This window comes from Prolixibacteraceae bacterium, from assembly GCA_019856515.1.
GTDB lineage: Bacteria > Bacteroidota > Bacteroidia > Bacteroidales > Prolixibacteraceae > Halosquirtibacter > Halosquirtibacter xylanolyticus.
This window is the reverse complement of sequence record CP082230.1, coordinates 524,956-538,404: the sequence shown is the minus strand read 5'-3', so window position 1 is coordinate 538,404 and position 13,449 is coordinate 524,956. Positions and strand designations below refer to the sequence as shown.

7 protein-coding genes are annotated in these 13,449 nt (G+C 35.3%); 6 read left to right on the top strand and 1 reads right to left on the bottom strand.

The features are described from left to right. Window positions 1-22 precede the first annotated feature (22 nt). From K5X82_01825 to K5X82_01810, 4 genes are all read left to right on the top strand, one after another. The gene (locus K5X82_01825) at window positions 23-1,408 is read left to right on the top strand and encodes a PLP-dependent aminotransferase family protein (protein QZT37643.1); all 1,386 of its coding nucleotides are present in this window, start codon (window positions 23-25) and stop codon (window positions 1,406-1,408) included. A 206-nt stretch (window positions 1,409-1,614) separates the two neighbouring features. Continuing rightward, window positions 1,615-1,863, top strand: coding sequence for a hypothetical protein (locus K5X82_01820; protein QZT37642.1), 249 nt, complete (start codon window positions 1,615-1,617; stop codon window positions 1,861-1,863). Window positions 1,864-2,230: 367 nt separating this feature from the next. Further along, window positions 2,231-2,890: a hypothetical protein gene (locus K5X82_01815; protein ID QZT37641.1), complete on the top strand. Its 660-nt coding sequence runs from the start codon at window positions 2,231-2,233 to the stop codon at window positions 2,888-2,890. A gap of 68 nt (window positions 2,891-2,958) precedes the next feature. Then, a complete protein-coding gene (locus K5X82_01810) occupies window positions 2,959-4,248 on the top strand; it encodes a hypothetical protein (GenBank protein QZT37640.1) in 1,290 nt (429 codons plus the stop codon). A gap of 485 nt (window positions 4,249-4,733) precedes the next feature. On the opposite strand, the gene K5X82_01805 is transcribed toward K5X82_01810, so the two are convergent. Then, window positions 4,734-6,680 (bottom strand): hypothetical protein, encoded by a 1,947-nt coding sequence (locus K5X82_01805; GenBank protein QZT37639.1) that lies wholly within the window; start codon window positions 6,678-6,680, stop codon window positions 4,734-4,736. Between the two features lie 752 nt (window positions 6,681-7,432). Between K5X82_01805 and K5X82_01800 the strand changes: the two genes are divergently transcribed. Beyond that, complete coding sequence (locus tag K5X82_01800; GenBank protein QZT37638.1) at window positions 7,433-8,311, top strand: hypothetical protein; 879 nt, start codon at window positions 7,433-7,435, stop codon at window positions 8,309-8,311. A 1,577-nt stretch (window positions 8,312-9,888) separates the two neighbouring features. Then, entirely contained in the window at window positions 9,889-13,422 is a 3,534-nt protein-coding gene (locus tag K5X82_01795) for a DEAD/DEAH box helicase (GenBank protein ID QZT37637.1), read from the top strand. Window positions 13,423-13,449 lie beyond the last annotated feature (27 nt).

Below are 13,449 nucleotides of genomic sequence, written 5' to 3'. Positions count from 1 at the left end.
TTTATTAAAAATAGATAGACCAATGAGACGATTATGGAATTTTGATTTGGATATAAATTTCAACTCAAAAAAAGCAATTTACATTCAAATAGCAGATGCCATCATCGAAGCAATTAAAGACGAGCGCTTAAAGGCAAATGATATACTACCAAGCACCAGAAAATTAGCAGAGCATATTGGTGTAAATAGAAATACTTTAATTAAATCCATTGATATATTAATCGCAGAAGGATGGCTTAATTCGAAAGATAGGGTAGGTATCTTTGTTGCTAATGTTAATATCAAGAGTACTAAGAAGCAGACGATACCGAAGAGATCGACTCAATCCACACCCCAACACCATATCATACTTGATGATGGAACCCCAAACACTAAGATCTCTCCCATAAAAGAACTAGCAAGTGCCTATCGAAGAGTTTTTGCATTAAAATCAAAGCATAATATCATGGGATACAGTGATCCTTTGGGGACTTTGGAGCTTCGAGAACTCATCTCTCAAATGCTTAATCATAAACTTAATATACAAACAAGTGTCGATGAAATTTGTATCACTAGAGGAAGTCAAATGGCTTTATACTTAACGGCTCATGTATTACTTACGGCAGGTGACGTTGTGCTGGTGGAAAACCCTGGTTATAAACCTGCATGGAGAGCATTTGAAAGCACCCAAGCAAAACTCATACCTATTGATGTGGACCTAGATGGAATTGTTATCGAGGATATAGAAAAACAGTTGGCAAATCATGATAATATTAAAGCGATTTACCTTACCCCCCATCATCAATACCCCACTACAGTGACATTGAGTTTAAAGAGAAGGATTCGTTTGATAGAATTGGCGAATCAATATGATCTCACGATCATTGAAGACGATTATGATCACGACTTTCACTTTGGCAAACGCCCTATCCTGCCCATCTCTAGCCATTCCAATTTAAAGAAATATGTATATGTCAGCTCTTTTAGTAAGATTATTGCCCCTGCATTAAGAATAGGATATATGACATCCTCATTTGATCTTATCGATAAAGTTTCATCGTTACGAGAAATTATCGATGTTCAAAATGATACAATTATGGAACTTTCTTTGTCCGAACTAATTAAAACGGGAGAACTTAAACGTCATATTAAACGAGCAACCAAATACTATCAAGATAAAAGACTCTATCTGGATGAACTTCTGCAAACCTATTTAAAAAGTAAGGTCAAGTACAATATTCCTATTGGAGGCATGGCATTTTGGATACGTCCTATCAAAGATCTTCACATGCCAGATCTAATTCACAAACTCCGAGAATCATCAAATTACGAATTCGAGAAATTGAATGTTGGTTTTCGATTAGGATATGGAAGTATTGAGAAAGAAGATTTAAAGACTACAATAATTAAATTGGATGAAATACTGTAGACTTTAAATAAATACAGGGCCTACCCATAAAAAAAGCCTAACAGATCTCATTCTCAAAACCTTATTATTCCTTAACTTTTTATGTAAAAAGAGAAGGTGACTTACTATACCCTAAAGGGGTATCACATTCAGTGCATTGGTATTACAGAGGAAAATGATTTTTTTACGAGCTACACCTGATAAACTATACACAATACCACAATATAATGACAAAAATTACAGACAATATGATTCAAAGCTGTCTTTTATTCTTACATAAGCATAAAGGGGAAGTATCTAGATACTCATTTGATAAGTTTATAACATTGAAAATCAACATCAATGAAAGCTTCAATCTAATACCTATAAAATTATTAGAAGATGGATTAATCTCAATAAATCATGATGATGAAGAAACTAAAATTAGAATAAGCACTCTGGGGATCAAAAAACTTAAAAATATAAAGAGAGAATAATAATTTCATATAATCAGTAAGCTATGGATTACCTCTGTATAGGAATGACCAAGTATACCAAACGGAAATTATCCATGTTGCTATTAGATGAATATCTTCATTTAAGACACCAATTAACCAGAGTATATTGACATGCTATGATCAAGACCTATAACATAAACTAAATAGGTTGATATACTTTGCAATTTCAATAGCATATGTACTTTCTTGTCTAAACCTTCACTGAGAAGATGAGTATCTGAAAGTGAAAGCATATAATATACAGTGACAACTTTACATTTGACTGTAGCACTCTATTCTATTTTGTTATATTTGCGCTATGTTAAATAAATTGCATTATATCTAACCGACATATAGTCCATTATACATGAAATATTCCTTACTGTTATTGCTTTTGATCACACTAATTTCATGTGATCCAACATCCGAATCTATCCAAATTCGTCGAGAAAATATTGAACCCCCACTAAGAGTAACTTGCAAAAGCTCACAAGAGAATTCCATCACTTTTGATCGTCACTTGAGATACAAAGTTGAAAACACCTCTTCTACACCTCGCATCATGGCAGGTAAAGCACAATTCGTTTATTATTCTGATTCACGCCGCACAAAAGAGATAGAACTCAAACCAGAGAAAGAAGACTCGTTACACTACTACACCACGACATTATCTAAAATTAAAGCGAAAGACTCGCAGTATTTCCAAGCTAGATTTAGAGAATGGATAGAATTTGATCTTTCGGAAGGGATCATGGCAGAAGAGAAGCCCGACAATATTAAAGTAGATGAACATGGAGATACCATTAAGACGTATCTATACTCAAGTTACGAAGACCTACCCTTCATTTTAAGAACATGCGTAGCAAATAGTTACGCTAACAGTCATCTAAACATCATCTTTCTTGATGAGGAACTTCCTTTTTATATTAAAAAAGAAGAAAATAATCTCACTATAATAACAGCACCGGCTACAATTGTAGATAGATCATACATTGACCCAGCACAATTAATGCGTCCCACCTTCTGATACGAACTCAAAAAAGGACACACCAACAATCAAATTGTAATAATTTCAAAAAACATCCTATTTAAACAATGAAAAATTTAACCATCCTATTTCTGCTTCTAATCATCGTGGCAGGTTGCGACGAGAAGTCTGATGAAGAGTTGTTAGCAAAAGATAAAAAACAGCTACTTATCGAGTTAAACTCATCTAAGATTAACCACTATAAATTTGCTAAACTTCTCATCAAATCAACCATTGCAGATAGCGCAAATAAGAAGGTTGCCTCTTTTAATTCTAGAATTGGCGACATCTCCAACAAAGTGAATCATCATGATTTAGACAGTCTTTCCATAATGGACTATATTAAATTATATCGGTCCTATATGAAGATGGAGAGTATTATAGCAGAAACAGATGAAGATGACTTCCCTACACTATTTGATCTACTGAAAGTAACGAAATCCGACTCAAGCCAGTCAAACTCACCTCTTAGCAAAGGCACAGTAAAAGAATCGGAGATGGTGTTAGAGCACTCTCTACTTAGTGTCTTAGCAATAGCAAGCAGAGATCTTGGAAGAGAAATCTCTTTATACGAATGTTCAAAAAGTCGAATTGAATTACTTCCTGATGATGGGTTCAAAGCACTCCTTCAATTCTTTAGAGGAATAATTTTCTTCGAGAAAGGCTTGTATTACCTTTCAGAAGACGAGTTTTCGAAGAATATAAACTGGCAGAACAAGGCCCAAAACTTATCCTTTCAGAAGATTAACTTTCACGAATTCGAAACGGATAATGAAACTATTATTATCTACATCCATGCATTAAACCATCTCTTCAGAGGATGTGACCGACTGATGATGGAAAGAGAGATTGATGAAAAACGTGCTTTAAAAGACTTTGAAATATTTATCGATGACACCCATAAAATAGGTTTAGATGACGAACTTACTTGGTCTATAGAGACCTACTTATATTTAAAGAACGAAGAACATGATCTTGCTATAGCTTCCTTATCGAAATTAAAGTCAAGTAAACTGCTCTCCTCAAAAGAGAAAGATAGAATTAACGAAGCCATTGCATATCTTGAGGACAGAGAAACTGGACAAGTTCTCAATGGTGTATACGACAAATATTTCTTGTGTCAAATCGCTAGCAGTTACATCATCAATTTATTAGCAGAAGTAGATTGGAAAGCAGTACTAAAAGCAAACAATGTACCACACACCGATGAGCTCTTTATCTATATCGACCAACTAAACGGTCTACTTGAGAACCTCAACAAATACTCTAGTGTGAAATATCTAAATGAGAAGAAAGACCAATTAAAGCAGAAAAGCAAGGATCTATTCAATGATGCAATGAGTCTAATGAAGGAATAATTACGATCAGAATCATGAAATGAGATTTAAATTACAACATATTCACCTTTGTATACAGAATTCCATAAGATGGAAACATAAACAACTAGGAATGCAGCGCTCCGCTCGGCATCATACCGTAACACTCTATTGCAATTCCCATTTTGTTTACCAACAGTATTTACCACCATTGAAACCATTTCATTCATCGCAACCTTGATTATTGCAACAATGCACTGAAAGTGCTACAGTTAATAGCCCAGTGCGAAGCGCTAGGTATAGGTAAAAAATCAACCCAAAAGCTGTAAGTCTTATGACATTGGGAAAGATATGCTGATCAACAACCAATATGCATTTCTAATGATTATCATTATCACAGAGTCTTTGCAGAAACGTTACGCTCTATTTCTTGTATAAGTCATAGAACACCTTGCACAATTTAATTCATAAAAATTCATATGGGAGTCTATTCAAATATAATTTGGATAATTATTGTTCTATATCTTTTAACGGTTTGGGTTGTTATTCATTATTTGCTTCTTTATAGACTGATCATCATCAATCTTCAGAATTGTTAGTACAATAATTCTTAAAAGCACATAATACAGATTTATTAATTCACTATCAGATGTTGGGTTAGTACCATGCATAAAACTATTACGAAGGTCTATTCCATTTGTAAACTCTTTCTTATTTAGGTAATAATTAAAGTAACTCTGTTCAAATTTATTGAATAGTGTATCCTCAAATTCTAATAACCCATTATCGACCATTTTATCAATAATGACTTTGTATTCTTCTGGATAAAGCCAATAGTTTAAGGTTTCTTCTTTATATAATTGCTTTAGGACAAATAACTCGTTTTTATCGCGAATTCTTATATAGCCATTATGGTCTACAAACAAAAAACGACACTCAAATAAGTGGTAAAGCATGTCTCTCTGATATGATTCATAATTTCCATAAAGCACTTCCTCTTTAATGATTAAATCATACAAACAATGGTAGTGACAATCTTTAAATGGCTCCACATAGCTTAATGTAGTTCGGTCTGAAAAGAGTAATTGAATAGGAAACGTCAGCTTATCTTTTTTAAGGTAACAATACTTCTTTGAAACAAAACTTGGAATTTGACTAATATTTATAGCACTTGAACTAATAGAAAGTAGTTCTGGATCGATCTCTCCATCTTCTTTGAATAATTTGTATTGTCTTAACAGAGCATCGTATTCAGCTAATAGGGTTCTAATCCTTTCAGAATAGTTTGTTCCTTCAGAGGGAATATTAAAACGAAAATCTTTTAATCCAAAACAACTATTGAGGTGATCTGATATATAAAAGTGAATAAGTTGTTCTATATTTTGCTTTTGATTTTGTTGCAATATCCTATCATACAGAAATATTTGATAAAAAGATAGTGCTTCCTTTCTGAGAAATACATTTCCTACAGGATACTCGCTTCTAGATTTCATAGAGATCTTCTCAAACGGACCTAGTTCTAAATCTTTACTCACCATTGAAATACACATCTGTCTATCAAGATATCCAAATAATCCGATGAAATGTCTTAGGTATAGAATTGGAATGTCTTTTTCAAAAATGTACTTGGCACTATAGGTGTAAATATTTTTGTTTCCATCTTTTTTAGCTTTGAATGGTTCTGTCTGGTCTTCACGAAAACCTATTTGGATACCAAATAATGTACCTCCATTTTTATCGAGAATTTCCTGATTTAATTTCCTTTCGAGACGTTTAGCTTTTAAACGAGTTCTGTCAGAAATAGCCAAATTATCAGACTTCTTTATATTTAAAGCTAAGCATACATAGTTCAGGTTAGCATCACTCTTCTCTAAATATTTAGAAATAATATCTTCTCTATCTGTCAAACTTAAACTCTTAGGAAAAAAGTAATTATTTCTGTCCCTATCATGTCTCTGAACGAACTGAGATAGTAAAAATCCTGCCGATTTATCATAGCTTATCAGAAAGTCTCGAATTACAGTACCATAATGTTTTACAATCTTTTCTTGATGCAGAATTGAGCTTATATTGCAATTTTCCTGTTGAATAAGATTAGAGAAGGAGTCCTTACTAATACGTTTAAAGGCAGATAGGTTTGAAGTTAATCTCCAAAACGAATCTTGTAAAGTCCAACATTCCAACTGATCAAATAACTCTATAAGATTATTACTAGTAATTTTGTTCCAGAACTTTACAATAATAGAGCAAATCGTTTTAACCTTATCTTTAATTTCTTGTATATCTTGCTCAGTCCATTTTTTTAAGAAGACTTCATTATCGATATATTGTTTAACTTGATACAACTCAATAATATCGTTAATGTTATACTCATTGTCCTCGGAGAAATTATTTAATACCTTTTCTGCTAATTCAATATTTTTATAACAGGCTCCATCATGTACTGAATAAAAATAAACTCGATCTGTTTTCATAAGCTTTAATTTTCTGCATTGTAGTACAAATTTGTCCGATAATATTTAATAATATTGGCATGCCTTATTGGCTATATCTAGGTCTACTTTTAGATAGCCGTATGCATCGTGAATGCAATCATTATATCTGTGGTAGGAATGGAATGCCAAGTAAAATTAATAAATATCCAATTAAAATTTATAAACAGCCATAATTAATTATCTGACCTTCATGTTTACGATAAACATTCAATACATTCAGGGGATAAGGAGTCAAAATTACGGCACCCAACTTTTCAAATAACCTTATACTAAGGCTTCCAAACTTGACGAATATGCTTAGCACTTTTAGCAAATCGTTGACTGCATTATAAACAAGATTTAAAGATAAATCATTAAATGTTCCCAATTCGGTTTAAACAGACCAGTTGTATTACCCCATTGATAATTACAACGAAAGTAAACCTGCTAAAGTTATAAGCATTAGTAGGCATATAGATTAGGTGTAAAACGATGTATATAAAGTTCCTGATATTAATTTTCGCCAGCCATAAAGGCCAATACCCCCTAGAGGTAAATCGAAGGGATGACATTGTCGACAATACTGATAATGAGAGTTTGTTTTGAACATTAATGAGACCAATTCTGTTCCTATTACGTCATTTCATAAACTATATCACATATGTGAGAATAGTTTAAGTAGGAGTATGATTTGTATTCCATTCTTGGAAAGAAACAAATATACCAATAGTGTAACTATTAAAATATTTCTCATGATTAAACCATTTTATTTTATCGTACTTAGCATCTTTTTGTGGTCATGTAATGATCCGGTTATTAATGAAGCCCAAACCATTGAAGCGAAGGTTGACAATGCACACTTTTTAGTTGAGAAGAATAGTATCCAATACAGAGAAATTGTTCAATTAGACCATCATAGAATGGCAAAGAAATGTGGTATTTATACACCTCCAGCAATTGTGAATATTTTCACAGATGACAGTCCAATAGTTTCCAAACTTTTGACTATAAACCAAGAAGTTGCTATGGACATGCCATTTAAAATCTTAGCATACTCAGAGGCAGATACAGTTAAAGCTTCAATAAGATATACTTCTGCAAAGTTTCTACAGAAGAGGCACAGACTGAAAGATGCTGATCTAAAAAACTATAATGACATCATAGAAAAGATCATCTCAAATTTACCAGAAGAATTAATTGTTATTCCCAATATAGATAATCTAACAAGAGGATATGGAATCATAAAAATTGAGTCTAAATACAACTTTCAAGAAACGATGACTCGTATTCAAACGGTATTAAACCTCCCCCAAAATATTGATACTAGGATCTTTACTCAAATCGATTTCCAAAAAGATGCCAAAGCCTTCGGTATTGATATAAGACCTACATTTCTATGGTTATTTGGCGCTACCAAACCGGGAGGTATGGCTATGCATGATGCACCCCAGATCGGATTAGATGCCTTCTGCCAAAAACTCCTTGTTTATGTGGACGTTAATAATAATGTACAAGTTTGTTTTAGTGACATGGCTGCATTTAGCAAACTATATTATCGGCATCATAATAAAGCACAACAGGTTGTTACCAAGAGAATGGCATCTGCATTCAAAAAGGTCTTAACTAATTAAAATACCAAGAAGCTGACTTAGATTGAGGTTATAGGCTCTGATTGACACAATAGGGAAACATAAACAACTAGGAATGCAGCGCTCAGCTCTGCATCATATCGTAACACTCTATTGCAATTCCCATCTTGTTTACCAACAGTATTTACCACCATTGAAACCATTTCATTCATCGCATCTCATATTATTGCAACAATGCACTGAAAGTGCTAAACATTCTTCATTTTTATGAGGAGTAATTATTTTCATCGTTTTCTTTTTATTCGTTTAACTATTCAAGAAGCTTCTTATATCGGCAATTAGATCAAAAAAACTGGCTCTTTCCGAAACTTAGTGAGTAACTATATAGCGCTGCAACCAAATCATCAATGCAACGCTATATTCTCCAATCACATTACGACAAACAGACCATCTTTTATTGTAGGTTTAAGCTTTTTGAACCCATTACGATAATAATTTCATCAAAAAGATCACGAACACATATCGATATGGTTTGTTAACCCTTTTACATCTCCAAAACTACAGCATCACGATAGTATATTCATCTATTTAACATTTTTGATGAATGAAGTATCAATGAAGTATCCTTGAAGTATCAATAAACTACGAAGGAAACCCTATCTAAAATATAGGTTATTTCCTAAAGTAGAAGCACTTTCCCGATCCAAGTTATCATAAAAACCATGAACGACCTTAATGGGGCAATTCATGGTCTTTATGCACCCCTTAGGAACACGCAGCTCCAGCTCGGAAACAGAATCTATTGCAATCACACTCCTGTATTCTCCATGCCATATATCGCCTTCACCAAGGTTAGTAACATAGAAGAGCTTAGATGCCTATTAAAACAATGCAATTATAGAACAACACATTCAAGATTGAAGAAGATCACGAATCATTGAAATAGTATCCTAAAGGATACAACCTGCGAGATTACGGCGTTTTAAATAAATAGAGATTCATAAAGAACTTTTAAAGCCCCTATCACCTGACTAACATGCTGCTATCACCTGCTTTTTCTTGGATATCATTCCAAGTTCACTCGAAATTCCCTCACCCAAAATGGGAAATCGATGAATGAACTTCGAGTGAACTTTGAATCAATTTCGAGCCATCTCAGGGGAAAGGCAGGAGCAAGTAGCTTGTTGGTCAGCGTAAGGTGATATTGATGTGGTCGGATGTGATAATGGTATATAAGCATTGCTCTATTTAAAATGGTCACCCTCCAACTTTCATAAAGAGCCTTTAATACTGTCGTTTGTAATGATCAGGATAGTATATGGGCACCCATTTGATGTGTCGAAAACTATTAAATGTGGAGATGATCAATTGTCTATTTCTTGAGTAACAAACGGTTAGACAACATATAGGGTTTAAGGAGAGATATTTTCTTGATGGCAAGCAAATGAGGAGATGGTCATATCAGAAGGGAGAGGTCTACAGAATATCAAGACAGACCCACTTTATAGACAGTGTCTAACTGGGATGTATTCAGTAATATACCACAACGAATTACATCGTAAAAGAGGGTCTATTATATGATTGTTTTTTATCTTTGGAATGAAACAATGATAAGTGATATGGCTAAAAAATTTGGACTAACATGGTGGGGCGAGAAATTTCTTAACTCTTTAACCCATATAGATAACAACAACCGTCTACCTAGGGGAAGAACTTATGCTCGAAATAGTTATGTGAAGAGTATTGATTTTAAGGACAATCGAATCGAGGCGAAGGTAAAAGGATCGATGCGCACACCTTATCGTGTTGAGATCGTCGTTCCTAAACTCATACAAGCAGAGAAAGATGCTTTGTTAAAAGTGATCTATCAAGAGCCTTTGATTTTAGCCAGTCTACTAAATAGAGAACTTCCTGAAGAGATATATGTAATTGCCAATGAACTGAATATCGATCTCTTTCCTCTTCGATGGAATGATTTTTCAATGGATTGTTCTTGTCCCGATTATGCTGTTCCTTGTAAACATTTGGCAGCGGTGATCTACCTGATTTCAGAAGAGATTGACCGTGACCCTTTTCGTCTGTTTTCACTGAAAGGTTTAGATATCCAGAAGGAGTTGAAAAGAGAGGGATTGAACCTAACAAAAGAGCGTTCTATTCCCTGTATGTCTAACATCTACTCATCGAAACAATATAAATACAAAGTACAGGAGAAGGAGGATCGTAATGCATTGGATATGGACCTATCGTCTCTTACCAAGCAGTCGAAGAATATCTTGTCTTTACTAGATAATCAAACCGTATTCTTTGAAAAGAAGTTTCTCTCTTTAATGCAGAAGCAGTATCGTTCGGTAGAGAAGTATGCCACCACTATCCTGAATAAAGAGGTGACTATGTTTGAACCCATGGAGTTCGAGGATATCTATAGCACATTGGTTTGGATCAACGACAATAGTCTATTTCACAGTGCAATGATGCAGTCGGATCGAGGTGTCGTTGAATTCAATGTATTGGATGATGGCATCTATGGGATGATGAATTTCTTGGATCGTATTCCTAGAAAATATCTATCTCGTTTGTCCACTAGTCTACAAACTCTTTACCAATGTTATCATTTGAGTTTGAAACTAGCAGCAAGTGGCGCGTATATTCCTCAGATTCTTGATATGCGTGGCATTAAACATGTGGTTCGATGGATTCCTGCAACCATTAATCCAGAGGTACATGCTTTTATTGAAATATTGGCATCGAACCTAACGGAAGATCTTGTTCGAGTTTTGGAAGAGGGTACGAAGGTGCATTATCTCTCTGCTTATGATCAGGTGATGGCTATGGCATCACAGTTTCTGACCTATTTTGTTTCGGAGAACCGGCCTATAGAGGTGAAGAGTCTAAAAAGTACCGATGCCAAAGTCGTTAATATGTTCTTTTATGGAGAACCGCAATCTTTCGATGCACTCCATGAGAAGCAGATACCTGAGAGTATCCATCAATATCTACACCTGTTATTTCTCAGTTCCAATCAGTTTGTGCCTATTGTGAAGGTACAAGATAATCCTAATAAGCATCAGTTTGAGTTCGAATTGTGGGTAGAAGATCAGAAGAATGGAATTGGAAAGCCTCTCCCTCTGTCTACATTTCTTGAGGACAAACAGTATGAAACCTTCAAGCCTTCCCTATTAAAGACACTATCTAGCTTAACCAATGAGTTTAAGGATCTAAAGACATTGGTTACGAGCAAGAAAGATCAAAAGCTGATTTACAAAGCAGATGGGTTTATGGATTTTATGACTTATGTCCTGCCTTGGGTTCGATTGTTAAACATTCGTGTGATGCTTCCCGCTTCTTTGAAAGATCTGGCTAGACCACAGTTGTCCATGAAGATTACATCTCAACTGGAGTCATCAAATACAAAGAGCTACCTCAGCTTAGATAGTGTATTAGATTTCGAATGGCAGATCGCCATTGGTGACACCACTGTTTCCATTTCGGAGTTCAGAAAGATGGTTCAGAATATGTCTGGTATTATCAAGTTGAGAGAGAACTATATCATGGTGGACCCCAAAGAGATCGCGAAGTTGTTGGATAACATCAACACAGAGAAGAAGGTCTCGAAAGCAGATATACTCCAGTCCGCCCTATCGGAGAGTTATGATGGTGCAACGGTTACATTGACCGATGAAGTGCGTATGTTGATTAAAGAGACTACGACACCTAAGGATGTTGAGATACCAAACACTTTGGATGCCACTCTACGTCCATATCAAGAGAGAGGATTTCAATGGTTATATAACAATACGAAAATCGGCTTTGGAAGTATTATTGCTGATGATATGGGACTGGGGAAGACCATTCAGATCATTACACTTCTTCTGAAGTTAAAAGAAGAGAAACAGTTAGATAAACATAAGGCCATCATTGTTGTGCCTACGACTTTGATCACCAACTGGAGCAAAGAGTTAGAACGTTTTGCTCCTTCTTTGAGCTATCAGATATATCACGGAACCAAGCGTGAATTGGATGTTTCGGCCGCAGATATAACGATCACCTCTTATGGGGTGATGCGTAGTGACATAGAGAAGCTCTCTAAGGTTAAGTGGGCGATTGCTGCTATTGATGAAGCGCAAAACATAAAGAATGCTGGGACACATCAAACCAAAGCCATTAAGAAGCTTAAAGCAAATAGTAAGATTGCGATGAGTGGTACCCCAGTGGAGAACCGATTGAAGGAGTATTGGAGTATTTTTGATTTTGTAAACAAAGGATATCTAGGTAGTGCGACGGCTTTTCAAAAGAATTTCTCTAAGCCGATAGAGTTAGAGAATAACCATCAACAGCTTGAGGTCTTTAAGATGGTGACCAAGCCATTTATTCTTAGACGTACGAAGATGGATAAATCTATTATCTCGGATCTTCCAGATAAGGTGGAGCACAACTGTTACACACAATTAACGGCAGATCAAACAGCGCTGTATGAAGGGGTTATCAAGGAGGCAAAAGATTCGAGAGATGATACGGACTCCGCGTTTAAGAGAGCTGGTTTGATCTTAAAGATGATGACGGCGTTAAAGCAGATATGTAACCATCCATCTCAATTTTTAAAGAAGGGGGATAGTAATATTGCTCTTTCAGGTAAAGCAGCACACCTTATCTCTCTGCTTACATCGATCATGGAGAGCAATGAGAAGGTGCTGATCTTTACGCAATATAAAGAGATGGGAGATCTTTTGACTCAGATGATTGAACAAGAGTTGCGCCAAACACCTCTATTCTTGCATGGGGGTACGCCACGAAAGAGTAGAGACCAGATGGTCGAAGATTTTCAGAATAAGCCGCATGTTAAGATCTTTATCTTATCTATCAAAGCAGGTGGTACTGGACTTAACCTTACGGCTGCGAATCATGTGGTTCATTATGACCTCTGGTGGAACCCAGCAGTGGAAGCACAAGCGACAGATAGGGCCTTCCGTATTGGGCAGAAGAAGAATGTGATGGTACATCGTATGATTACCAAAGACACCTTCGAAGAGAAGATAGATAAGATGATTCAAAGTAAGAAAGCCCTAGCAGACTTAACGGTGACACAAGGAGAGAAATGGATTGGTGAGTTAACCAACCAAGAGTTAGATGAGCTTGTTCGTATTTCAAAAGAGTAGATAAAATTTAGGTAGGAGTTCTCTCCT

Coding starts and splice junctions, on each gene's coding strand:
- K5X82_01810 (QZT37640.1), top strand. CDS start 2,959: ATGAAAAATTTAACCATCCTATTTCTGCTTCTAATCATCGTGGCAGGT.
- K5X82_01800 (QZT37638.1), top strand. CDS start 7,433: ATGATTAAACCATTTTATTTTATCGTACTTAGCATCTTTTTGTGGTCA.
- K5X82_01825 (QZT37643.1), top strand. CDS start 23: ATGAGACGATTATGGAATTTTGATTTGGATATAAATTTCAACTCAAAA.
- K5X82_01815 (QZT37641.1), top strand. CDS start 2,231: ATGAAATATTCCTTACTGTTATTGCTTTTGATCACACTAATTTCATGT.
- K5X82_01795 (QZT37637.1), top strand. CDS start 9,889: ATGGCTAAAAAATTTGGACTAACATGGTGGGGCGAGAAATTTCTTAAC.
- K5X82_01805 (QZT37639.1), bottom strand. CDS start 6,680: ATGAAAACAGATCGAGTTTATTTTTATTCAGTACATGATGGAGCCTGT.
- K5X82_01820 (QZT37642.1), top strand. CDS start 1,615: ATGACAAAAATTACAGACAATATGATTCAAAGCTGTCTTTTATTCTTA.